Source organism: Terrimonas alba (genome assembly GCF_042434975.1).
Lineage (GTDB): Bacteria > Bacteroidota > Bacteroidia > Chitinophagales > Chitinophagaceae > Terrimonas_B > Terrimonas_B alba.
This window is the reverse complement of record NZ_JBHMQM010000003.1, coordinates 592,465-615,614: the sequence shown is the minus strand read 5'-3', so window position 1 is coordinate 615,614 and position 23,150 is coordinate 592,465. Positions and strand designations below refer to the sequence as shown.

The following is a 23,150-nucleotide window of genomic DNA, read 5'->3' as shown; positions in this document are numbered from 1 at the left end:
AAGCATGAAAACACAAAGAAGATCAGCGCTGAAAAAATTGTTTGCTTCTGTCGCCGCCACTGTGGGACTAGGGTCTTTGGCAAATGCCACAACAAACACAGGTGAGGATACAGAAGAGAAAGAAGTATTTAATGTAACAACAACGGGCCAGGAAAAAATCCCTTTGTTTTCCGGCTCTACCAAATTCAAACAGCTTGTTTTTATAGCGGGCAAAGGGGCGCATTTTGAAGGCGATATAAAAGCTCATACCGATCATGTACTGAAGGAACTTGAAAAGGAACTGATCAAGGCAGGGTCTTCTATGGAAAAAGTACTTAAGGTAACTGTGTTTTTAAATGATATAGCGGATTATAAAGCAATGAACGAAGTGTACCAGGGCCGGTTTGGAAAGAAACCTCCTGTACGCACTACCGTAGCCGTTGCCAAAGGCGGTGTACCGGGAGACTCTTTGGTAGAAATGGATTGTATTGCACATACCTGATGAAAACGATGTCAGAAGTATGAAGCCCGAAGTCGGAAGTATGAGGTAAGAGGTCAGAAAGAACACTCCGATAGGATGGTTAGTTTTCGGACTTTCGAAATGTCCCCGACTTCTGATTTCTGACCTCTATAACCGTTTCAAAAAACTTATACAAGATGCAACGAAGGGAGCTTTTAAAATATTTATCACTTACTCCATTAGCTGCAGGAGTGACAGGATTGCAGCAAACTGTATCTGCAGCCCCCGCTCCGCCTCCTGCAGGGAGAAACCTTTTCAAGGAGTTGGGTGTACGTACTTTTATTAATGCGGCCGGGACCTTTACTATGATGACCGGTTCATTAATGCATGATTATGTGCTGGACGCTATAAATAGTGGCGCAAAGGAATTTTGTATGTTAGATGAACTGCAGGATAAGGTTGGCGAAAAGATCGCTGCATTGGTTCATTCAGAAGCGGCTGTTGTTACATCCGGCGCATTCTCCGCAATGACGTTGGGTTTGGCGGGAATTTTAACAGGGATGGATGAGAAGAAAATAGAACAGTTACCCCACCTGGAAGCTACCGGTATGAAATCGGAAGTAATCTGTCAAAAGGCACATGAGATCGTATACAATCATGCGCTGAAGAATGCTGGTTGTAAAATAATTTATATAGAAACAGTGGAAGAGTTGGAGAAAGCCATTAATGATAAAACAGCATTACTCCATTTTTTAAATATTGAAGCAGATAAAGGAAAAATAATGCATGAAGAATGGGTAGCTATTGGAAAAAAACATGGGATCCCAACTTCTATTGATATAGCAGCGGATGTACCGCCTGTATCCAATCTCTGGAAGTTTAACGATATGGGGTTCAGTTTTGTAGCCATATCCGGCGGTAAAGCTATGCGTGGCCCACAAAGCGCAGGACTTTTGATGGGCAAAAAAGATATTGTATCCGCTGCCCGTTTACACATGCCTCCCCGCGGTTTTAATATTGGCCGTGGTATGAAGGTGAATAAGGAGGAAATATTAGGAATGTATGTAGCGCTGGAAAAATATATCAGCCAGGACCACGATAAAGAGTGGAAACAATGGGAAGCAGCTACAGCCAAAATTGAAAATAGTGTTAAGGCTGTGAATGGAGTTGCAACTAAAGTAACTGTTCCTGTTTTGGGCAATACTACTCCAACATTGGAAATCAGTTGGGATGATAGCACAGTAAAGCTTACCGGCAAAGAGTTACAACAAAAATTACGCAATGCTTCCCCTTCCATTGAGATTGGTAATGTACAGGAAAAAAGTATTGCTGTTACAGTGTGGATGCTGAAACCCGGGCAAGAGAAAATAGTGGCAACAAGGATTGCCGAAGAATTATCACAGGCTTCCGTTTAATTGGTTTTTATGCGCCACTACGCTACCGTGTTCTTATCAGCACCTGTTTATTCCGGCAAGCAAGTCTGAAAAAAATATCAACATTAATGCATGAAAAAAGCAAGTGCTTTATTCTTTTTTATTCTTGTCTTTCATTTCGCAAAAGCACAGCAATATGCAATTGTTATTAAGGGCGGGCATCTCATTGATCCTAAAAATGACATCAATGCAGTAATGGATATTGCTATTACTGATGGGAAGATCATTAGCGTCGCTAAAAATATCGATACCGCTAAAGCCACACAGGTTGTTGATGCCAAAGGCATGTACGTAGCCCCCGGACTTATAGATGCTCACGTACATGTTTTTTATGGAATCAATCCCGATCGAAAGTACAGTAATGGAACATCATCTATTCTGCCGGATGGTTTTACTTTCAGAACGGGTGTCACAACGGTAGTAGATGCGGGCTGTTCCGGTTGGCGCAATTTTCCCCTTTTTAAACAGCAGATAATAGATAACTCCAAAACCCGTGTATTGGCATTGCTCAATATCGTAGGAGAAGGCATGAGCGGTGAAATCAATGAGCAAAATACCAATGACATGGATAGTAAGATGACGGCACTGACGGCACGTCGTTATAAAGATGTTGTGGTTGGTGTTAAGGTAGCTCATTTTACGGGCAATGAATGGACGCCGGTAGACGAGGCTGTGAAAGCCGGAACCATGGCAGATATCCCGGTGATGATCGATTTTGGCAGCAGTAATCCTCCATTGCCTGTTGAAGAATTGTTCATGAAGCATCTTCGCCCCGGAGATATTTTCACCCATTGCTTTGGGCAGTTAAGAGACCGGGAGCCAGTAGTAGATGTAAATACAAAAAAAGTAAAACCATTTGTATGGGAAGCCCGAAAGAAAGGGATTTTTTTTGATGTGGGATATGGACAAATCAGCTTTGCTTTTTCGCAGGCGATACCGGCTGTTAAAAGCGGCTTTTACCCAAATTCTATCAGTACCGATATACATGCGGGAAGCATGAACAATTCGATGAAAGATATCCTAAACATCATGTCAAAGTTCATGGCAATTGGAATGAGGATAGAAGATGTAATTAGAACGGTTACCTGGAACCCCGCAAGAGAAATCAAACATGAAGAGTTGGGAAACCTTTCAGTGGGGGCGATTGCAGACATCGCTATTCTTTCTGTGCGGGAAGGGAAGTTTGGTTTTTTCGATTATACCGGCTATAAAATAGAAGGCAAACAAAAACTGGAATGTGAATTGACGATCAAAGGCGGAAAAATTGTTTATGATTTGAATGGTAAGGCTGTACCGGTTGTAGTGAAGGAGAGCAGATACTGAAAGAATATCGAATATTGAAACAAGGGCTTTGAATAATGAAATGGGGAAGGGTAAACTTACATCGTTCGTATTCATTATTCACAAACAAATTACATACAAATGAAACATACACTTATTATAGCGTCAGCATTGCTTCTGATTTGCAATTGTTCCGGCCCGCTTCATGCGCAGACAATTCCCAGAGAAGAATTGGTTTTTTTGACTGCTGAATGGAAGGGCGAACGATTTGCGGATGGACGTCCTAAGATACCGGATGATCTGGTCAGAAGAGCGAAAGAAATTGCTATTGAAGATGCTTGGACCATTTTAAATAATGAAGGATATAGTTGCCAGTATGAAGGAGACTGGAAAACGGTAAATGAAGATACACCTGTAGTTGGCCGTGTATTCACTGCCTGTTTTATGCCCAGCCGGCCAGACCTGGAAAACAATATTAAGGAACGTGGCAAAAAGCAGGGACGTAGCGGCAACACCAATTCATGGCCGATTGATATGCTGACAAAGGGCGACGTATATGTGGCCGATGGCTTTGGTAAGATTGCAAATGGCACGCTGATAGGCAGCAACCTCGGCAATTCTATTTTTGCCAAAACTGGTAATGGCGTGGTGTTTGATGCTGCCGCCCGTGATTTGGAAGGACTGTCGGAAATAAAAGGCTTTAACGCTTATGTAAGAGATTGGCACCCTTCTTACCTCAGGGATGAAGTTTTAATGGGTATCAACACTCCTGTTCGCATCGGGCATGCCATTGTACTACCAGGTGACCTTGTTATTGCAAAAAAAGGAGGTGTCATTTTCATTCCTTCACACCTTGCTGAAAAGGTAATCGTAACAGCAGAGTTTATTATACTAAAAGATAGGTTTGGAATTAGCATGTTGAAAGAAGGCCGATATACAACCGGGCAGATAGATAATCAATGGACAGATAAAATAAAAGAAGATTTTTTGCAATGGCTCAACAAACACCCTGAAGAAGTGCCAATGACACGATCTCAGTTAGATGAATACATGAAAAACAGAACATGGTAATTCAATAGACAATAGACAATCGGCAAACTGCTTGCTTATTGCGAATTGCCTATTGTCTATTGCTTATTATTTGTTGCGAGGAAATATTTAAAAAAAATGGAAAAGAATAAAATACTTAACAACCTACAGGCATTAGGAATTGAGTTTGACAACCTACCAAAGCCAGGCGGATCTTATGTTGCTGTAAACATCAGGGGTAATATTGCTTATGTTGCCATCCAGTCCCCCATAAAAGATGGCAAGTTCTTTTTTACCGGGCGATTTGGAGAAAATGTAACAACAGAAGAAGGTTACGAAGCTGCAAGACTTGCCGCCATGAATGTTTTAAAACAGATAAATAAGTTTGTTGGCTTTGATAATATCATCGGGCTTAACCATGCGGACATCTATTACCGGGCAAGCGAAGACTGGGACGATGGGCCTCGTGTAGCAAGTGGTGCATCTGACTTGTTTTTGAAAGTTTTAGGAGATCAGGGAAAACATACCAGGGCGATATTTGGCGTTGACAAATTGCCCAGCAATTTTAGTGTTGCTCTCTCCACTTCTTTTACAATAAAAGATAAATGAAGGTCATGTCCAGGTTTTTCCTTCCGTTCTTTTTGATATCACGTCTTTTTATAAGAATAATAGTAATTGTTTCAACAGTCGCCGGCTTTAGCCGTTGTACCGGAACCGTAGCAAGCTTACCAGCAGGCGACCCCGACAACGGGGGTCTTATTCTGCCGGGAAATTTTGAAGCGGTAGTCGTTGCAGATAGTATAGGAAGAGCAAGGCATATTACGGTTAATGACAATGGTGATGTATATGTGAAGTTAACTTTTAATGACGCCATGCATGGATCGGGAGGAACCGTTGGACTTCGGGATAACAACAATGATGGCAAGGCTGATGTTATCGCCTATTTTGGTGATTACAAAGATGAGGGTGGTTTACCGGTTGGTATAATGGTACATGATGGTTATCTGTATACCTCTACTGTAAAAAATGTTTTCAGAAACAAACTAACTCCCGGAGAATTAATTCCTGAAAGCAAAACTGAAGTCATTCTTACTGATGATGATGAAAATCTGGGAAGAAAATGGCATACAGCAAAACCTTTTGCATTTGATAATGCTGGTAACATGTATGTTCCTTTTGGGGCGCCAACCGATGCGGCACAGGACGTCGCTAAAGCAGGCCCGGCAGGCATTCCGGGTGGTAAGGGATTAGATCCTGCACCCGATCTTGAAAAGCATGCGGGCATCTGGAGGTTTGATGCTGATAAAAAAGGTCAAACACAAAAGGACGGATATAAATATGCTACCGGTATCCGAAGTGTATTGGGTATTGCATGGAATCCCATGGATAATAGTTTGTATGCAGTAATGAATGGAATGGATAATTTTCATACCAGGTATCCAACTATCTATTCGCCGTGGCAGGCGGCTGTGCTTCCTTCAGAACCTTTATTAAAAGTTACCGAACATTCAAACTTTGGATGGCCATATTCTTACTATGATCAGATGCAGAAAAAAAATATTTTACAACCAGGGTATGGAGGCGATGGTAAAATAGTTGGCCGGGCCGCAAAATTTGATTTGCCTGTAATGGCTTTCCCGGGGCATTGGGCCCCAATGGATTTATTATTCTACCAGGGAAATCAATTTCCGGAACGGTATAAAAAAGGAGCCTTCGTTGCATTTCATGGTTCTACGGATCGTTCTCCCTATCCACAAGCCGGGTATATTGTGTGCTTCGTTCCGTTTGAGAATGGTGCGCCTGCCGGCGAGTGGGAAGTTTTTGCTGATGGTTTCACCGGCATAGACACGGTGGTCAATACGAGTGATGCACTTTACAGGCCGATGGGCCTGGCTACGGGACCGGATGGTTCTTTATATATTTCCGAATCCAATAAAGGAAAAATCTGGCGTGTAATGTATAAAGGAGATAAAAATAAATTTGGCGATGCACAGTTGGCTGAAATGGAAAAAAGAAAATCCAGGTCTTATATAAAAACGCCGGATGAAGTAAAGGATAACCTGGGTATAGGAGGCGAAATGAATGGCCTGATATTGTATAATTCTTATTGCACGAGCTGTCATCAGCGGGATGGGAAAGGTGATAATAATCGCTATCCACCATTAGCAGGTTCTGATTGGGTAGCCGGAAATAAAGAAAGGTTGATTGGAGTTATTCTGCACGGTTTACAGGGAGAGATTAAAGTAAACGGAAAAACCTATAATGGTGTAATGCCTGCGCATGGTAGTTTTTTAGATGATCATGCGGTTGCATCAATTTTAACTTATGTGAAAAAGAAATTTAATAAAGAGGACACTCCAATTACTTCCGCTGAAGTAAGTAAAGTGAGAAATGCTTCGAATGATAAGAAATGATATTGGATGAAAGTTTTCAATGCCATATTGTTTATATCTATCGTTTTTAACGCTGCCCGTTTGAATGGGCAAACTTATTCCGTAAAAAAAATATCTCGCGGTTCCATCAACATAAATGGTAAAGGAGATGCCGTTGGCTGGGCCGGTGCGGATGTTCTTACAAATTTTATTTACCCCTGGGAAAACGCAACTGCACCGGCTACTTCTTTCGCAGCAGTATGGGATGGACAATGGCTATACTGCCTGTATCGTGTAAAAGATGATTCCGTTATTACATACATAAACAAAAATGAAAAGACAGAGGCGGGTGCATCGGACCGGGTGGAAATATTTTTAAAATCCGATGGTAATATGTCGCCCTACTATTGTCTTGAACTGGATGCTTCAGGAAGGATTTTAGATTATTCCGCAGCATATTACCGGAAAATGAATTATAACTGGCAATGGCCAAAAGGACAGCTTGTTGTAAAAACATCGCGTACTCAGGATGGATACATTGTTGAAACGGCCATCGGCATACAATCACTGAAAGAATTGGGACTGCTGAAAGGCAATCGCCTGCAGGCTGGTTTGTTCAGGGCCGAGTGTAAAGATATAAATAATGGTAAAGCCGATTTAAGATGGATCAGCTGGGTAAAACCGCAATCTGCTGAACCCGACTTTCATATTCCTTCAGCATTTGGGACATTGAAACTGGAGTAGATGAGCAATAAGCAGTGGACAATTGCCAATTGCTTATTGTCTATTGTGGTCATGATTTGATCGACAAAATGTTACTAGTTTATTAAAAACAAACAATACTTTGAACCCGACAACCATTTATAAGATTGCTTTGTGCATTGCTGCCGCATGTTTAATGACATTTGTGATACTAATTGCAAATGGTACTACTGCCTGGTCCGGCCCTTTCCTGATTGCTTTTTTTATTGCATTAGCCGTTGGTTTCAGAGGCTTTGCTTTGCTAAAAGGTTTTGCCTATACCGTTATGATTTTTGCGGCAGTTACTACTGCTCTTTATTATCCTGTTTATTTTACGGAGTGGAACGGATTTAAACTGACTGCATTAATTACGCCGCTGATACAGTTGATTATGTTTGGGATGGGGACAGAGATGGGCGTAAAAGATTTTGCCGGTGTAATTAAAATGCCAAAAGCTGTATTAATAGGCCTTTGCGGTCATTTCACCTTTATGCCACTGATGGGTTTTGTGCTGGCATCATTATTTAATTTTCCACCCGAAGTAGCAGCCGGCGTGGTATTGATAGGAAGCATGCCTTGTGGTATGGCATCAAACGTCATGTCATACCTGGCTAATGCCAATTTAGCTTTATCCATCACTCTCACGTCAATAGCTACTTTATTATCACCGGTGATCACTCCTTTATGGATGAAATTTCTAGGTGGCCGGTTCATTGAAGTGAATGCATTGGCTATGATGTGGGATATCATAAAAATGGTAGTGATCCCCATTAGCGCCGGACTTATATTCAATAAATATTTTAAAGGCAAACTAAGATGGCTTGATAAAGCAATGCCACTTGTTTCCATGTTTGGCATTGCATTCATTATTGTATTTATTATCGCTTCGGGGCAAAACAGTCTTGTGCTGATAGGGCCTGCATTGATTGTATGTGCATTGATTCATAATACAACCGGCTATTTGTTTGGTTACTGGGTGGGCCGCCTGTTCCGGTTAAGTGAACGTGATTCCCGAACCATTGCCATTGAAGTAGGCATGCAAAACGGGGGCCTTGCTTCGGGCCTTGCCAAAGCGATGGGGAAAACAGCCACTATAGGATTAGCTCCTGCCATCTTTGGACCATTGATGAATATTACCGGTTCCATACTGGCATCATACTGGCACCGCCACCCGCCGGACAATGATGCTTACGAAGACAAAATCATTTTAAAAGAAGCAGTATAAAAATGGCAAACGTTTTTTTCGTATGTAGTCATAGATGTTAAGCAGAAAGGGGTATTTCTATACCCCTCTTTTTACATCCGAAAAAAAATTAAATAACAAATAATCAATGGTCATGAATAGTAAAAGAGTGCTGGCAAGTATCACTTTCATGCTGGTTTATTTTTTCTCTTCGGCGCAGGACGTGGTAAACGATGATGAGTCTAGCAGCTATAACCTTAATAAACCGGAACGTGAAGAATGGCTGCGCAATACCAACAACGGGATGTTTATTCATTTCAGTGTAGATGCGCCATTAGGTATTGTGATCAGTCATTCATTGGTAGGAGCATCAGGTGATTATGTTCAACGGTATTTTGCTGAATTGCCACAAATGTTCAACCCGAAAAAATTTGATCCCGATGAGATTGCTACGCTGGCCAAATTGGCTGGTATGAAGTATATCATGTTTACTACTAAACATCATTCGGGTTTTTGTATGTGGGATACAAAAACCACTGATTTCAATATTATGAATTCAGCTTACAAAAAAGACCTGCTGAAAGAAATGGTAGAAGCTACAAGACGGGCTGGGCTACAGGTGGGTTTTTATTTTTCACCGGAAGATTTTAATTTTCTTTATAAACATGATATGCCTATCAGCCGTGATAATGTGATGATGAATGATGCGGTCAAAAAAGAATTCAATGATTTTACCAAAAAGCAATGCGAAGAATTAATGACCAGCTATGGTAAAATTGATCTGCTGTTTATTGATGGCGAACCAAAAGAGATAGTAAAAGAAACCTGTTGGAGATTGCAGCCGGATATTTTGATAACAAGAGGCGCATTAAAGACACCCGAACAAATGCTTCCCGGAGTAACTATTAATGAGCCCTGGCTTTCCTGCATCACGATGGGGACAGCCTGGCAGTATCAGCCAACGAATGACAGGTATAAAACAGGAACAAAATTGATTGAATTATTGATTGAAGCGAGAAGCAAAGGTGGTTCTTTGCTGTTAAACATTGGCCCAAAACCCAATGGAGAAATGGCCGGAGAGCAGGAGGATCGTCTGCGGGAAATGGCTGCCTGGTATTTTATTAACAGGGAAGCCGTTGATAATGTAAGACCGTGGGTGATTACAAATGAAAAAAGTACATGGTTCACCTCATCCATTGATAAAAAAACGGTGTATGCGTTTGTAACGGATGCCGCTGCATGGAAGGAAGGAGACAGGAAATCGTTTACTTTTCATTCTATAAAAGAAAATACGAAAACTAAGATAAGTGTGCTGGGACAGAATAGCCTTATACAGGAATACAAACCGGGAAAAGACGTAAGCTGTAAGTTTCAACAGACAGATACCGGGTTGCTTGTTTCAGTGGTGAAGGCGCAACGAATCTACGATGACCATCGCTGGCCCAATCCTGTTGTGATTAAAATGGAGAATGTAGAACCAACGATTCATCCGTTGCAGGTAAGTACCGTTGATGCGAAGCCATCTGCAGCGAATGCTTTATTAACAGGTAAAGTATATAATTATGCGACCAGCGCTCCAATGAAAGCTTTCTTCCTGTATCGGCCCTACCATGGCCAAACAGAGGACCTGTATGCAGGGCCCTGGATAAAATCAAAAGCAGTTGCCATTGATGTTAATGGAAATTTTAAAGCAAATCTTATCGGTTTAAAGAGAGGCCAGCGGTACGAGTACAAAGCAATTGTTGCGTACAGTCGTATTGAAATAAACGGGGAGGAAAAAGTTTGGACGCAGTGAAACAGCATTTTGAATTTCGTCCTTTCTCATTTACAATTAAAACCAACCATCCGATCCTAATTGCCTGGCAAAATATTTTATGTCAGCTTTAATGCGCTTGTTAAGTTTGCAACTGTTATCTCTTTTACGATTAAAACATAAAACCACATAATGGAACACATTAACGCTGATCAGAATTTTGAATCATTAAAATTGACATTGCCACCACCGCCGCCGCTGGGAGGTATTTATAAACCAGCTTTGATCACCGGCAACTATTTATATTTATCCGGTCATGGTCCCATGCTCGAAGACAAAACTTTTATTACCGGCAAAGTAGGGCAGGACATAGACCAGGAAAAAGCAAAGCTTGCTGCATTACAGACCGGGTTAACTATTCTTGCCACACTTAAAGCAAGTATTGGCAGTTTTAATAAAATCAAAAGAGTGATCAAAACCCTGGGCATGGTAAACGCTGTTCCCGATTTTGAAAAGCATCCTTACGTCATTAATGGCTGCAGCGAATTGTTTGCAAAAATATGGGGTGAAGAAAATGGCATTGGTGCAAGAAGTGCCGTGGGCATGGGTTCTTTACCCAATAATATGGCCGTGGAAATAGAGGTGATTTTTGAGTTGCATTAACCAGGTTTAAAATGTTCAATAAGTTCAAAAGCCCGCCTGCCGGTGGACAGGGGTTTAAGACGTTTAATCCTAACTTCTTAAACTTTTTAAACGTCCCAAACCTCTAAAACCAGTAGGGTTGTTTATTTTGATGTTATAATCGTCTGTTATGGAAGAATGGTATAAGATCAGGAATATTCACGACATAGATTCGCCGGCGTTGGTAGTGTATCCCGACCGGGTAAAGGAAAACATTGCTTTGATAAAGTCACTGATCGGAGACCCGGATCGGTTGCGTCCGCATGTAAAAACACATAAGTCAGCCGACGTGACTTTACTGATGCTGGAAGCGGGTCTCAGCAAATTTAAATGCGCAACTATTGCCGAGGCGGAAATGCTGGCAACGGTCAATGCCCCGGATGTGTTGCTGGCCTACCAACCTATAGGTCCGAAAATTCAGCGATTCATTTCGCTAATAAAGCAATACCCGGCAACAAAGTTTTCATGTCTTGTCGATGACAAAAATGCTGCTCAGCATATTGCTGCAGGCGCAGCAGAAGGCGGTATAACTATTCCGGTCTTTATTGACCTGAATGTGGGTATGAATAGAACCGGCATTTTACCGGCCAGTGCTGTTGATCTTTACGAATTTTGTTTGCAATTAAAAGGAATGGAGCCTGTTGGATTGCATGCATATGATGGTCATATTGTGGACGAAGATCTTGCGACAAGAACAACAAAAGCTGATGAAGCGTTTGCATCGGTGGAAAAAATAAAAAGAGACTTATTGCAAAAAGGATACGAAGAACCGGTAATTGTCGCCGGTGGGTCACCCACATTTCCTGTTCACATCAAAAGAGAAAACGTAGAATGCAGTCCCGGTACATTTATTTACTGGGATGCGGGTTATGCAAAAAAATATAAAGAACAACCTTTTTTGCCTGCAGCATTAGTTATCAGCCGTATCATCTCATTACCGGATGAAACGACGATATGTACGGATCTCGGACATAAATCTATCGCTTCAGAAAATGTGTTGGCTAACCGGGTACAATTTTTAAATGCACCGGATCTCGAATTCATTGGTCATAGTGAAGAACACCTGGTGTTAAGAGCTGAGAAGGGACACAGGTATAAAATTGGCGATGTGCTTTATGGAATGCCGGTACATGTGTGCCCCACCTGTGCTTTATACGAAATAGCATTTACGGTGGAAGGGGGGATTGTGACCGGCGAATGGAAGATCGCTGCCCGTGACAGGAAAATCAGCCTGTAATTAATTCCTGATACAGTAAGTAAAACTTCAACCAATATGCTCAATTGAAGAACGTGGATCTTTCTGTCCTGAACATTGAACGTTGGAAATTGAGCATTGAACAGCTATTAAAATATGTTTACAATAGATGCCCATCTCGATCTTAGCATGAATGCACTGGAATGGAACCGCGATTTAAAGCGGCCCATTGCTGAAATCAATGAAAGAGAAAAAGGATTAACGGACAAACCCGACCGCGGCAAGGCAACTGTATCATTACCCGAATTAAGAAAGGGGAATATTGGTTTGGTTGTCGCTACGCAAATAGGAAGATATGTGGCGCCAGGCAATCCATTGCCGGGCTGGCATTCTCCCGAACAGGCCTGGGCGCAAACCCAGGGACAACTCGCCTGGTACAAAGCCATGGAAGAAGAAGGGGAAATGATACAAATAAATGACGCCGCTTCGCTGGAAGGGCATATTGCTCTTTGGGCAAATGAAAAATCCAATCACAACAAGCCCATTGGATATATTTTAAGTTTGGAAGGAGCCGATTCAATTGTTACTATACAACACCTGGAGAAAGCTTATCAGTATGGATTAAGAGCGATAGGTCCGGCACATTATGGCCCCGGAAGATATGCAAACGGCACCGATGCCACCGGCAAAATGAATGCAAATGGTTTGGCATTGTTAAAAAGAATGGAAGAGTTGAATATTATTTTGGATGTAACGCATTTATGTGATGATGTTTTCTGGCAGGCAATGGGTCATTTCAGCGGGCATATATGGGCAAGCCATAATAATGTAAGGGCATTGGTAAATCATAACCGCCAGTTCAGTGATGAGCAAATTAAGGAATTGATCAGCCGGGGAACAGTGATTGGTGGTGCATTGGATGCATGGATGATGGTTCCAAACTGGGTGAGAGGCGAATCAACACCACAAGCCATGAACTGCAGTTTGGAAGTAATGATTGACCACTTAGATCATATCTGCCAGTTGGCCGGCAATGCTGATCATATTGGAATTGGCTCTGATTTAGATGGAGCATTTGGCAGGGAGCAGTGTCCTTATGATTTGGAAACAATTGCCGATCTGCAAAAACTGCCGGACCTGTTTACAAAAAGAGGCTATTCTGCAAATGACATTGAAAAAATTATGCACGGCAACTGGTTACGGTTTCTGAGAAATACCTGGAAATAGAGGTTCAGATTTTATTAGTGTCATCGTCATCTCCTTTGATAATATCTCCCTGTATATGTGCAGCCAGGCTGCTCAGTGCATGTGCTAAACCTACATCGATATGCAAATGGTTGACTACATTTTTTACTCCTTCAATGCTTCGGGCCATTTCTTCGGAACGCTGCTTTTCAGCCTCTGTATCAATATGGCCTTTTAAAAGCGCCTCGCCATTTGTAACCTCCACATGAATCTTGCCGCTATCAATGGTCGGATCATTGAAGAGAAGCTCAACTATTTTTTGACGGATGATTTCGTCGGCTGCTGGTATTTTACTTTCGTCCATAACAAAACATTGAAAAGCCCGGTAATATCATCTCGCCAAAGTTACATTTTTTTAGAGCCGGTCCGGTTGGTATCTTTCTTGTTTGATAGGGAGGGGTTGAAAAATTTCCGGAAATTTATAACTACTCAGTAATCAATTATTTTATTTGGACACGTTAACGCATATTGTCCTGGGATCCTGTATCGGGGAAGTGGTAGCCGGAAAAGTATTAGGCAAAAAAGCCCTGTTGTTGGGGGCCATCGGTCAATCCATTCCTGATGTTGATTTTATTCCTCAAATTTGGTTAGGCACTTCGGATGATCTGCTGGCACACCGGGGCTTCACTCACTCCATATTGTTTGGGGTCATCATGACCCTGGTGTTATCGGTTATCTCATGGAAAGTATACCCTACCCGGCCTATATCCCGTGTACGATGGTTGTTTCTTTTTAGTATCAATATATTTTCCCATGTATTTATCGATACGTTCAATTCTTACGGTACCGGTTGGTTCGAGCCATTTAATCATGACCGTTTTTCTTTTCATGTATTGTATGTAGCCGATCCCTTTTTTTCTATCGGTGCTTTCTCAGGGTTTGTTTTTTTAATGATAGCGGCGTTAACACACAAAAGAAGAAAATGGGCGGCCTGGCTGGGAATAAGTCTAGCGGGAGTATACCTGGTGTATGCTTTGGTCAATAAGTTATCCGTGGATGAAAAACTAAGAAAGGATCTTGCAGACAAAAACATTCCCGTTGAAAGAGGCAGCTATATTTTAACTCCGTCGCCTTTTAATACCTGGCTTTGGTATACAGTGATAAAAGACAAACATGGTTTTTGGGTGGGATATCGTTCGGTATTTGATCATGGGCCGACTTCCCTGGCTTATTTTCCAAAAAACGATTCTTTATTGCTAAATGTAAACGATAAAGATGAAGTGGAAGACCTGTTGCGCTTTGCCGGCGATTTTTATACGGTTGAAAATAGTCATGATACCCTGGTGTTTAATGTTCTTCGCTTTGGCCAGGTGGTTGGTTGGCATGATCCCCAGGAAAAATTTACCTTTCATTACTTTCTTGACAAACCGGGGGCAAACGACCTGATCGTTCAGCGGGGACGGTTTGAAGGGTGGAACAGGAGGACTTTCCGTTCATTTATTAATCGCATTAAGGGCAATTGACGTCGTTTTTAATGGGGTAAGTATTCCACAACGAGCACAGGTTTTATCAGAACAACCTGATTTCAAAACGAATAGCCGGTGCCCTGTATGGTATTAAGTTTGTTGCTCCCTTTTTATATTTCTAACCATTAAAAAGGAAACTTATGGCAAACCAAATCAAAAGCAACAGGGCAATGACTCCATGGAGAGAGTTTTTCAATGCCGATAATTTTTTTGACAACAACTGGTTGTCAAAATGGGAGAGGGATTTTCCGGCAGTAAATATTTCAGAAAGTGAAACAGCCTATTCTGTTGAAGTGGTGGCGCCTGGTTTTAGGAAGGAGGATTTTAAATTAAAAGTGGACGATGATATTCTTACGATCAGTGCTGAAGCAAAATCAGAAAAAGCTGAAACTGGAGACAGGAAAGAATATACCCGGAGAGAGTATAGCTACAATTCCTTTACACGCAGTTTCCACCTGCCTGATAATGTAAAAGATGATAGCATAGCAGCGACTTATAAAGATGGTATATTAAACCTGGAGTTACCGAAGTCAAAAGCCCAGGTCAAAGCGACAAAAGAAATTGCAGTGAGTTAAAGATGGATGGGGTTTTTAATAACCCCATTCTTTTTATACCGATTTATTCCTGTCTCGTATAGTTTATCAATGCTTCTTCGTTAAGAATAAAAATATTTTTCCCAATCATCTTTATACTATTTTCTTCGGCAAGTTCATTCATCACCCGGAAAAGTGTTTCATAAGTGGTGCCGGTGTAAGAAGCAAGGTCCTGGCGGCTCAGGATGATATCAATACTACCTTCGGAAGTGATACCAAATTTTTGCCGCAGGTAGAGAAGGGCAGTCGCAATTCTTCCTTTTACCGGCATATGCGCCATGTTGCGCATTCTTTTCTCGGATTCTTTTAATTCCGCAGCGAAAAACATCATTAGGTGGTATAGATAGCCGGGATTTATTTTCAATGTACTGTCAAAAAAATCAAGATCGATGTAACATACATCGGTAGGGGCCAACGCAGTACCGGAAACAGGATAGATCGTATCAGTTCCTAATCCCCTGTGGCCGACAATATCGCCACTTCTGGCAATGCGCAAGATCAGCTCTTTATCGTTGTTCCACTTTTTGTGCACTTTTACAAGACCGTGATTTACAAAAAACATCCCGGTCATTGTTTCTCCTTCCTTAAAAAGCAATTCGCCTTTTTTAAAGTGAAAGCTTTTGCGGTTGGCGTCGATAGCGGGCAGCCAGTCTTTTACACATTGCCTGCACAATACGCAGCTCTGCAAATCGCAGTTTTTTTTATTTTGTTTCATAGCCGTTTTAAAATTAATGCCGGGCAATAGTAGCCTGAAAGGAGTATATCAAATTATCTCCTGGAAAATTGTGAATGATTGACTTGCTGGTGTAACTCTTTTTTTAGCAGGGACGGATGAAGTTGTACCACTTCGCCTACCACGATGATAGCCGGGTTGGTAATGCCGGCAAATTCGGCCTTAAAGACTATATCTTTTACAGTGCCTGTTATCCAAATTTCATCTTTTGTCGTTCCGTTTTGAATGATAGCAACCGGCGTGTTGGCTTTATTATGTTCTTTAAATATGTCCATGATAGCCTCAAGCTTACTCATAGCCATTAAAATAATCACCGTGGCGGTGGATTGTGCTGCCAGCCTGATATCATTGGAAATGTCGCCTGATCTTGTAGTACCGGTAGTTACCCAAAAGCTTTCGGCCATGCCCCTGTTAGTAAGAGGTATCATTTGCATAGCAGGTACCGCCAATGCGCTGGATATTCCGGGAATAACCTCAACGTGAATACCTGCCTGCCTGGCAACTTCAATTTCTTCCTGTGCTCTCCCAAAAACAAAAGGGTCTCCGCCTTTAAGCCTCACTATACGACCATGGGAACGGGCATATTCAAGAATTAACATATTTATTTCATCCTGGCAAAGTGCATGGCAGCCAAATCTTTTACCAACAAACTTTTTAATAGCATCCGGGCGGGCATACTCCAGCAAGGCCTCATTGGCCAACGCATCATAAAGTATTACATCGGCCTGCTTTATTGAGCGAATAGCCTTCACAGTAATTAGTTCAGGATCCCCTGGTCCGGCCCCAACAAGGGATATTTTGACATTAATCATATATATATTAAATATTATGTGAAAAATTATTTTGAAGAATGAATTAAAATTAAATAAAAAGCCCTAATTTTATTACATAAATAATATTTTAATGTGATTCTATTGATTGTTTTCATAAAATACATTATATATATTATTTGCTAATACGATTGTTTGCTACCACACTCAAACTTAAAAAAGTCTAACTTATGAAGATAGTGGTAGTAGGAAATGGAATGGTAGGGTACAAGTTTTGTGAAAAGCTTGTAGCCCGTGATACTGCCCGGCAAATGGAAATAACCGTGTTTGGGGAAGAAATGAGACCTGCCTATGACCGGGTCCATTTAAGTGAATTTTTTGCAGGAAAATCAGCCGACGACCTGACGATGGCTCCTGCCGGTTGGTATGCTGCGAATAATATCCGGCTTTATTTAGGTGACCCTATTCAAAGCATCGACCGCCTCAACAAAACAGTTTATTCTCATCACGGCATTACTGCCTCTTTCGACTACCTCGTGCTTGCAACGGGTTCAGCCGCATTTGTTCCGCCCATCCCCGGTATAGAAAAGGAAGGTGTATTTATCTATAGGACTATCGAAGACCTGGAGCTAATGACAGCCTGGGCGAAAAAGTCAAAAAAAGGAGCAGTAATAGGTGGTGGTTTGTTGGGCCTTGAAGCTGCTAAAGCCATGCTCGACCTGGGTATTACCGATACACAGGTGATAGAATTTGCTCCCCGTTTAATGCCCCGTCAAATTGATGAAGCCGGTTCAAAATTATTGCAATCAAAACTGGAAGCATTAGGCCTCACTATCCATACTTCTAAAAATACTTCCGCTATTCTCGGTGATGACTGTATAAAAGGAATGAGTTTTTCGGACAACAGTTCAATGGATATAGATATGCTGGTGATCTCAGCCGGCATCAAACCGCGGGATGAAGTGGCAAAGACATGTGGATTAGAAACCGGCAACCGGGGTGGTATAGTGGTCAATGATAAATTGCAAACTTCTGATCCCGAAATTTTCGCTATTGGTGAATGTGCTTTGCACAGCGGTATGATCTATGGCCTGGTTGCCCCGGGCTATGAGATGGCTGACGTGGTGGTTGAAAATTTGTTGGGTGGCCATAAGTCTTTCACGGGATTTGATATGAGCACCAAATTAAAATTAATCGGTGTAGATGTGGCCAGCTTTGGTGATCCCTTTATCACTGGTAATGATGTCCGTTCCATTGTGCTCGATGATGGCATGAAAGGTATTTACAAACGCATCAATATAAGCGGTGATGGCAAGCAACTGCTGGGTGGTATTTTGGTAGGAGAGGCGGAGCAATACAATATGTTGTTGCAGACGTGTAAGAATAAAGTGGTGCTGCCACCCAATCCCGAAGACCTGATATTGGGTGCAAGAGGAGGCGAGGGCGATGCTGGTGCAGGTCTTTTAAGCTTACCTGATGATGCGCTGATCTGCAGTTGCGAGAGTGTGACGAAAGCAGGTATTTGCAGCGCGGTAACAGAAAATAATTGTGACACTGTTGATGCGATAAAAAAATGTACAAAGGCCGGGACAGGTTGCGGTGGATGTGTACCAATGGTAAAAGATTTGATGGTACACGCCATGAAATCACAGGGCAAATATGTCCGTAATGTTCTTTGCGAACATTTTAATCACAGCCGGCAGGAATTGTTTGACCTCGTCAAAATTCACGATTTAAGATCATATGATGATGTACTGGATAAATTGGGTACCGGCCATGGTTGTGAAGTGTGCAAACCTGCTGTTGCATCGATACTCGCCAGTTTGTGGAATGAAATGATCCTGAAAAAAGGAAACGCTACAGCACAGGATAGTAATGACCGTTTCTTAGCCAATATACAAAAAGGCGGTACCTACTCAGTAGTGCCACGTATTCCCGGTGGTGAGATCACGCCTGATAAATTGATCGTCATTGGCCAAATCGCCAAAAAATATAATCTCTATACCAAAATCACGGGTGGTCAGCGTATTGATATGTTTGGTGCACACGTGAATGATCTGCCTGAAATATGGGCGGAATTGATTGAAGCTGGTTTTGAAAGTGGCCACGCATACGGTAAAGCTTTGAGAACAGTAAAAAGTTGCGTTGGCAGCACCTGGTGCCGGTTTGGATTGCATGATAGTGTGAGTTATGCTATTCGCATTGAGGAGCGGTACCGTGGATTGCGGGCTCCGCATAAAATTAAATCAGCTGTGTCCGGCTGTATCAGGGAGTGTGCCGAAGCACAAAGCAAAGATTTCGGCATCATCGCAACAGAGAAAGGATGGAATTTATATGTATGTGGCAATGGCGGTAGCAAACCACAACACGCCTTATTACTGGCTACCGATGTTGACGATGAAACCTGTATCAAATACATCGATCGTTTTCTCATGTTTTATATAAAAACGGCCGACCCGTTGACAAGAACGGCAACCTGGCTCAATAAAATGGACGGAGGTATTAACTACCTGCGCAATGTGGTGATTAATGATAGCCTGGGTATGGCAGAACAATGGGAAAAAGAAATGCAGTTATTGGTTGACAGTTATGAATGTGAATGGAAAGCCGCTGTTGAAAACACTGAGATCCGCAAACGGTTCAGCCACTTTATCAATGCACCGGAAGAAAAAGATCCAACCGTTCAATTTGAAGCGATGCGTGAACAGAAGAGAGCGAAGGAGTGGAAATAATTTGATTTGCCATAATTATCAATAAAGATCCATTCCCTTTGAAAATTTTCCTTCACGATTGTTTGCCAGTTTTCAGGTAAACGGTTTCATCATATTAAACGATTGCTGGCTGTATGAAAAATGCAGCAGTACTTCTATTGTTTTCTGTGACCCCGGAAACAACAGAAAACTGATCATAATTTTTTAAAAAGGAATCAAACTATGATTGAAGAAAAAACAATGACCTGGTTTTTAGCATGCAGGGTGGATGATATGCCTGCTAATGGCGGCGTGTGTGTAAAGTATAAGGATAAGCAGATCGCTTTGTTTCATTTCACCCGGCTGAATGAATGGTATGCAACCCAAAATGAATGCCCCCATCGGAATCAAATGGCATTGAGCCGTGGCATGATCGGTACCCAGGGTGATGAACCTAAAGTGGCCTGTCCTTTTCACAAAAGAACATTTTCGTTAAAAACAGGGGAATGCCTGAGCGGCGATGAGTGTTCTATTAAAACGTACGAAGTGAAGGTAGAGAATGGAAAAGTGTTTATCGGGATTCAGGATTAAAAAAGTAACAGCTAAATAAAAATATGACAGGAATATCAATTCCTGGCAGTACAAAAAAAGCCCCGGACGAAATGGAAGCTCGAGCCGGGGGAGGATTCTAAATTGTTCACAACTTAAAAACCAAAGCAAATTTATGAAGAAAAAGACAAAAGCACCCAAAGCCATTTTGCTGATTTTCTTTGCGATGATCTCACTTTTTAAAGCAAGTGGTCAGCTTACACTGACGGGACAGGTAAGAACCCGTACAGAGTACCGGAATGGTTTAGGCACTCTGCGGGCTAAAACCAATGATGCTTCATTTTTTACCTCGCAAAGAAGCCGGCTTACTTTCAATTACAAGGCAGGCAGAGTGATACTCCAGACATCTGTACAGGATGTGAGAGTATGGGGCCAGGATGCATCTACAATCAGTAACGCAGATGGCAGCAGGCTGGGTTTGCATGAAGCCTGGGCAGAAATTATTCTTGCTAATAAAAAGGACAGTTCATTTAAAAAATCACCCGTTGATTATTTTGCTTTGAAAGTTGGCCGCCAGGAATTATTGTACGACGACAGCCGTTTGCTGGGAAATCTTGATTGGTTGCAGCAGGCACGCCGTCACGATGCAGCGGTGTTAAAATTTTTAGATAAAGGCTGGCAACTTGATGCAGGTTTTGCCTTTAATCAAAATACAGATGCATTTAATTACAATGGCGTGTATTACACACCTGCCAATGTACCGGTCACTGTAAAAGACAGTAAAGGATTTTTAGTGGCTACTCCGGCCGGTCTTGTACCATTGATGAATGGATCAGGATTGAGCAGTAAAGGAGGGAATCCCTCATTCGTGAATCCTCCATCCACCAACGGGATGAACCAAAACTACAAATCATTGCAGTTTTTATATGCAGCGAAAACTTTTAAAAATACCAAAATAACCGGTCTTGTAGTGGCCGATCATTTCGGAAAATATAAACTGGATTCAGTACAAACTTCGAATGTTATTGAACCAGGTTATGTCTATGGTCGCCGGTTCAATCAAAAAGGCTCCTATAGCCGCATTACTTCAGGCATATTGCTGAATAGCCCGTTGAATAAAACCAAATCATTGGCATTAACCGCAGGTTTTTACTACCAGGCCGGTAAAGACAAGGATGGTATCGATTTAAGTGGTTACACCTCTACATTAGGTTTTACACTCACGAAAAATAAATTCAGCTATACCGCTGGATGGGACTATGTTTCAGGCAATGATGCTTTTAGTTCTGGTCCTACCAGTCATCGTTTTGATCCTTTATACGGCACGCCGCATAAATTTTGGGGAACGATGGATTATTTCTACGTAGGTACCGGCTCACCTGCAGGCGGTTTGAATGATCCTTATTTCAAAATAAAATATGGCAGCAAAAATAAAAGGTTCACTGCAGGACTCGATTATCACTACTTCATGCTGGCAAAAGATATGAAGGATGTAAATGGTAATGCGATTGATAAATATCTCGGCAGCGAGTTTGATTTTCTTGCCACCTATGCATTAAACAAAACAGTATCGCTGGAATGGGGCTTTAGCCTGATGGCTGCTACCAAAAGCATGGAATATGCAAAAGGTATTACTCCCAATACTGCAAAGCTTACAGGCACCTGGAGTTACCTGATGATCAACATCAGGCCGGAATTTTTATTTAAGTGATCATTCTTTAAAAACACAACGAAATGAAAAAATTAACTATCAATATATTTTCTGTTTTATTCATCGCTCTGTTTGCACTCGCCACTTTTAGTTCCTGCAACAGCGAAACAAAAGGTGCTCCCGCAGAAGAAAAGAAAGAAACAGCCACAGCCTATAAACTTGGATTTATTCCGCTCACCGACTGTGCCTCGCTTATAATGGCCAAAGAACTTGGCTACTTTGAACAGGAAGGAGTAAATGTTGAATTGTCGAAAGAAGCATCCTGGGCCAATATCCGTGATAAGGTAATAACAGGTGAGTTGAGCGGAGCCCATTGTTTGTTCAGTATGCCTTTCTCCGTATATAGCGGTGTTGGCGGTAAAGCTGAAAGTGTGATGAAAGTTGCCATGATCCTTAATAACAATGGACAGGCCATTACACTCGCTAATAAATTCGGCGACCTGGTGGGCAATAATGAAACATCGAAAGTAGCTTCTGCGGTTGATAAATTAAATGCAACTAAACAAGTGCAATTCGCCATGACCTTCCCTGGCGGCACCCACGATTTGTGGTTGCGTACATGGTTGTCAGCGGTAGGCGTGGATGCTAAAAAAGTAGGGATCAAAACCATTCCTCCTCCGCAAATGGTTGCGAATATGAAAGTGGATAATATGGACGGCTATTGTGTCGGTGAGCCCTGGAATGGAGTGGCCGTAAAAGATGGCATCGGATTCACGCATATTGCGTCGCAGGAAATTTGGAAAAATCATCCTGAGAAAGCGCTGGTGGTGAATGAGAAATTCAGTGCTGATAAAAAAGATGATCTGAAGAAAATCATGAAGGCGGTCATCAGGGCTTCTCAGTGGTTGGACACCATGGAGAACAGGAAGAAAGCAGCTGAGGTTATCGGTCAGCAACAATATGTAAATGCACCAGCAGCGGTAATTGAAGCCAGGCTGATGGGTATCAATAACGTGGGTAACAAGTTTGGTGAAAAAAAGTATACTGACGACTACATGAAATTTTTTGATGGCGGCAACACTAATTTCCCCCGCAAAAGTTATGGTATGTGGGCATTGGCGAAATATGTAGAGTGGGGTTTGTTAAAGACTGCGCCTGCCGATTATAAAGCCATTGCTGATAAAATTGTCATGCAGGATCTGTACAATGAAGTGATAGCGGAAATGAAAGTCCCTTCGCCCAACGATGACATGAAGCCGTTTAAACTAACTATTGAAAATAAAACATTTGATCCGGCAAATATTGCCGCTTATATCCAAAAATAAATCAGAGGCGAAGACTGTTAG

21 protein-coding genes are annotated in these 23,150 nt (G+C 41.9%); 18 read left to right on the top strand and 3 right to left on the bottom strand.

Annotated elements, in window-relative coordinates; genetic code table 11:
* Nucleotides 1–4: 4 nt before the first annotated feature.
* From ACFEL9_RS11520 to ACFEL9_RS11465, 12 genes are all read left to right on the top strand, one after another.
* Entirely contained in the window at nucleotides 5–481 is a 477-nt protein-coding gene (locus ACFEL9_RS11520) for a RidA family protein (RefSeq protein ID WP_385889844.1), read from the top strand.
* Between the two features lie 155 nt (nucleotides 482–636).
* Nucleotides 637–1,854, top strand: coding sequence for an aminotransferase class V-fold PLP-dependent enzyme (locus tag ACFEL9_RS11515; protein ID WP_385889842.1), 1,218 nt, complete (start codon nucleotides 637–639; stop codon nucleotides 1,852–1,854).
* Nucleotides 1,855–1,944: 90 nt separating this feature from the next.
* Entirely contained in the window at nucleotides 1,945–3,195 is a 1,251-nt protein-coding gene (locus ACFEL9_RS11510; protein WP_385889841.1) for an amidohydrolase/deacetylase family metallohydrolase, read from the top strand.
* Nucleotides 3,196–3,294: 99 nt separating this feature from the next.
* Complete coding sequence (locus tag ACFEL9_RS11505; RefSeq protein ID WP_385889838.1) at nucleotides 3,295–4,224, top strand: RraA family protein; 930 nt, start codon at nucleotides 3,295–3,297, stop codon at nucleotides 4,222–4,224.
* Between the two features lie 96 nt (nucleotides 4,225–4,320).
* Nucleotides 4,321–4,791 (top strand): RidA family protein, encoded by a 471-nt coding sequence (locus ACFEL9_RS11500; protein WP_385889835.1) that lies wholly within the window; start codon nucleotides 4,321–4,323, stop codon nucleotides 4,789–4,791.
* A gap of 5 nt (nucleotides 4,792–4,796) precedes the next feature.
* Complete coding sequence (locus ACFEL9_RS11495) at nucleotides 4,797–6,596, top strand: PQQ-dependent sugar dehydrogenase (RefSeq protein ID WP_385889833.1); 1,800 nt, start codon at nucleotides 4,797–4,799, stop codon at nucleotides 6,594–6,596.
* Between the two features lie 6 nt (nucleotides 6,597–6,602).
* Complete coding sequence (locus ACFEL9_RS11490) at nucleotides 6,603–7,298, top strand: carbohydrate-binding family 9-like protein (RefSeq protein ID WP_385889830.1); 696 nt, start codon at nucleotides 6,603–6,605, stop codon at nucleotides 7,296–7,298.
* 154 nt (nucleotides 7,299–7,452) lie between these two features.
* Nucleotides 7,453–8,520, top strand: a complete 1,068-nt coding sequence (locus tag ACFEL9_RS11485; RefSeq protein WP_385890067.1) for a bile acid:sodium symporter family protein — start codon at nucleotides 7,453–7,455, stop codon at nucleotides 8,518–8,520.
* Between the two features lie 112 nt (nucleotides 8,521–8,632).
* Nucleotides 8,633–10,273 (top strand): alpha-L-fucosidase, encoded by a 1,641-nt coding sequence (locus ACFEL9_RS11480; protein ID WP_385889827.1) that lies wholly within the window; start codon nucleotides 8,633–8,635, stop codon nucleotides 10,271–10,273.
* Nucleotides 10,274–10,423: 150 nt separating this feature from the next.
* Complete coding sequence (locus tag ACFEL9_RS11475; RefSeq protein WP_385889825.1) at nucleotides 10,424–10,894, top strand: RidA family protein; 471 nt, start codon at nucleotides 10,424–10,426, stop codon at nucleotides 10,892–10,894.
* Nucleotides 10,895–11,042: 148 nt separating this feature from the next.
* On the top strand, nucleotides 11,043–12,149 hold the full coding sequence (locus tag ACFEL9_RS11470) for a D-TA family PLP-dependent enzyme (RefSeq protein ID WP_385889822.1): 1,107 nt from the start codon (nucleotides 11,043–11,045) through the stop codon (nucleotides 12,147–12,149).
* A gap of 114 nt (nucleotides 12,150–12,263) precedes the next feature.
* Nucleotides 12,264–13,334 (top strand): dipeptidase, encoded by a 1,071-nt coding sequence (locus tag ACFEL9_RS11465; RefSeq protein ID WP_385889820.1) that lies wholly within the window; start codon nucleotides 12,264–12,266, stop codon nucleotides 13,332–13,334.
* A gap of 4 nt (nucleotides 13,335–13,338) precedes the next feature.
* Here the strand turns inward: ACFEL9_RS11465 and ACFEL9_RS11460 are convergent, their stop codons facing one another.
* Complete coding sequence (locus ACFEL9_RS11460; RefSeq protein ID WP_385889817.1) at nucleotides 13,339–13,656, bottom strand: BON domain-containing protein; 318 nt, start codon at nucleotides 13,654–13,656, stop codon at nucleotides 13,339–13,341.
* A 145-nt stretch (nucleotides 13,657–13,801) separates the two neighbouring features.
* Between ACFEL9_RS11460 and ACFEL9_RS11455 the strand changes: the two genes are divergently transcribed.
* Together ACFEL9_RS11455 and ACFEL9_RS11450 are read left to right on the top strand one after the other, a co-directional pair.
* Nucleotides 13,802–14,815 carry a metal-dependent hydrolase gene (locus ACFEL9_RS11455; protein ID WP_385889815.1) on the top strand — a complete coding sequence of 338 codons (1,014 nt, stop codon included), beginning with the start codon at nucleotides 13,802–13,804 and terminating at the stop codon, nucleotides 14,813–14,815.
* 143 nt (nucleotides 14,816–14,958) lie between these two features.
* Nucleotides 14,959–15,393 carry an Hsp20/alpha crystallin family protein gene (locus ACFEL9_RS11450; RefSeq protein ID WP_385889812.1) on the top strand — a complete coding sequence of 145 codons (435 nt, stop codon included), beginning with the start codon at nucleotides 14,959–14,961 and terminating at the stop codon, nucleotides 15,391–15,393.
* Between the two features lie 43 nt (nucleotides 15,394–15,436).
* Here the strand turns inward: ACFEL9_RS11450 and ACFEL9_RS11445 are convergent, their stop codons facing one another.
* Together ACFEL9_RS11445 and cobA are read right to left on the bottom strand one after the other, a co-directional pair.
* Nucleotides 15,437–16,126 (bottom strand): Crp/Fnr family transcriptional regulator, encoded by a 690-nt coding sequence (locus tag ACFEL9_RS11445; protein WP_385889809.1) that lies wholly within the window; start codon nucleotides 16,124–16,126, stop codon nucleotides 15,437–15,439.
* 53 nt (nucleotides 16,127–16,179) lie between these two features.
* A complete protein-coding gene (gene cobA / locus ACFEL9_RS11440) occupies nucleotides 16,180–16,956 on the bottom strand; it encodes a uroporphyrinogen-III C-methyltransferase (protein WP_385889807.1) in 777 nt (258 codons plus the stop codon).
* A gap of 188 nt (nucleotides 16,957–17,144) precedes the next feature.
* Between cobA and nirB the strand changes: the two genes are divergently transcribed.
* The 4 genes from nirB to ACFEL9_RS11420 all read left to right on the top strand — a co-directional run bounded on the left by nirB (nucleotide 17,145) and on the right by ACFEL9_RS11420 (nucleotide 23,129).
* Nucleotides 17,145–19,646: a nitrite reductase large subunit NirB gene (nirB, locus tag ACFEL9_RS11435; RefSeq protein WP_385889805.1), complete on the top strand. Its 2,502-nt coding sequence runs from the start codon at nucleotides 17,145–17,147 to the stop codon at nucleotides 19,644–19,646.
* A 219-nt stretch (nucleotides 19,647–19,865) separates the two neighbouring features.
* Nucleotides 19,866–20,195 (top strand): nitrite reductase small subunit NirD, encoded by a 330-nt coding sequence (nirD, locus tag ACFEL9_RS11430; protein ID WP_385889803.1) that lies wholly within the window; start codon nucleotides 19,866–19,868, stop codon nucleotides 20,193–20,195.
* A gap of 133 nt (nucleotides 20,196–20,328) precedes the next feature.
* Nucleotides 20,329–21,864: an alginate export family protein gene (locus tag ACFEL9_RS11425; RefSeq protein ID WP_385889801.1), complete on the top strand. Its 1,536-nt coding sequence runs from the start codon at nucleotides 20,329–20,331 to the stop codon at nucleotides 21,862–21,864.
* Nucleotides 21,865–21,887: 23 nt separating this feature from the next.
* Nucleotides 21,888–23,129 (top strand): CmpA/NrtA family ABC transporter substrate-binding protein, encoded by a 1,242-nt coding sequence (locus tag ACFEL9_RS11420; RefSeq protein WP_385889799.1) that lies wholly within the window; start codon nucleotides 21,888–21,890, stop codon nucleotides 23,127–23,129.
* The last annotated feature ends 21 nt before the right edge of the window (nucleotides 23,130–23,150 follow it).

Bases quoted from the DNA above. Each gene is read 5' to 3' on its own strand.
- ACFEL9_RS11500 (WP_385889835.1), top strand. From the start codon at position 4,321: ATGGAAAAGAATAAAATACTTAACAACCTACAGGCATTAGGAATTGAG.
- ACFEL9_RS11465 (WP_385889820.1), top strand. From the start codon at position 12,264: ATGTTTACAATAGATGCCCATCTCGATCTTAGCATGAATGCACTGGAA.
- ACFEL9_RS11515 (WP_385889842.1), top strand. From the start codon at position 637: ATGCAACGAAGGGAGCTTTTAAAATATTTATCACTTACTCCATTAGCT.
- ACFEL9_RS11445 (WP_385889809.1), bottom strand. From the start codon at position 16,126: ATGAAACAAAATAAAAAAAACTGCGATTTGCAGAGCTGCGTATTGTGC.
- ACFEL9_RS11425 (WP_385889801.1), top strand. From the start codon at position 20,329: ATGAAGAAAAAGACAAAAGCACCCAAAGCCATTTTGCTGATTTTCTTT.
- ACFEL9_RS11475 (WP_385889825.1), top strand. From the start codon at position 10,424: ATGGAACACATTAACGCTGATCAGAATTTTGAATCATTAAAATTGACA.
- nirB (WP_385889805.1), top strand. From the start codon at position 17,145: ATGAAGATAGTGGTAGTAGGAAATGGAATGGTAGGGTACAAGTTTTGT.
- ACFEL9_RS11450 (WP_385889812.1), top strand. From the start codon at position 14,959: ATGGCAAACCAAATCAAAAGCAACAGGGCAATGACTCCATGGAGAGAG.
- ACFEL9_RS11460 (WP_385889817.1), bottom strand. From the start codon at position 13,656: ATGGACGAAAGTAAAATACCAGCAGCCGACGAAATCATCCGTCAAAAA.
- cobA (WP_385889807.1), bottom strand. From the start codon at position 16,956: ATGATTAATGTCAAAATATCCCTTGTTGGGGCCGGACCAGGGGATCCT.
- ACFEL9_RS11470 (WP_385889822.1), top strand. From the start codon at position 11,043: ATGGAAGAATGGTATAAGATCAGGAATATTCACGACATAGATTCGCCG.
- nirD (WP_385889803.1), top strand. From the start codon at position 19,866: ATGACCTGGTTTTTAGCATGCAGGGTGGATGATATGCCTGCTAATGGC.
- ACFEL9_RS11420 (WP_385889799.1), top strand. From the start codon at position 21,888: ATGAAAAAATTAACTATCAATATATTTTCTGTTTTATTCATCGCTCTG.
- ACFEL9_RS11480 (WP_385889827.1), top strand. From the start codon at position 8,633: ATGAATAGTAAAAGAGTGCTGGCAAGTATCACTTTCATGCTGGTTTAT.
- ACFEL9_RS11485 (WP_385890067.1), top strand. From the start codon at position 7,453: ATGACATTTGTGATACTAATTGCAAATGGTACTACTGCCTGGTCCGGC.
- ACFEL9_RS11490 (WP_385889830.1), top strand. From the start codon at position 6,603: ATGAAAGTTTTCAATGCCATATTGTTTATATCTATCGTTTTTAACGCT.
- ACFEL9_RS11510 (WP_385889841.1), top strand. From the start codon at position 1,945: ATGAAAAAAGCAAGTGCTTTATTCTTTTTTATTCTTGTCTTTCATTTC.
- ACFEL9_RS11505 (WP_385889838.1), top strand. From the start codon at position 3,295: ATGAAACATACACTTATTATAGCGTCAGCATTGCTTCTGATTTGCAAT.
- ACFEL9_RS11520 (WP_385889844.1), top strand. From the start codon at position 5: ATGAAAACACAAAGAAGATCAGCGCTGAAAAAATTGTTTGCTTCTGTC.
- ACFEL9_RS11495 (WP_385889833.1), top strand. From the start codon at position 4,797: ATGTCCAGGTTTTTCCTTCCGTTCTTTTTGATATCACGTCTTTTTATA.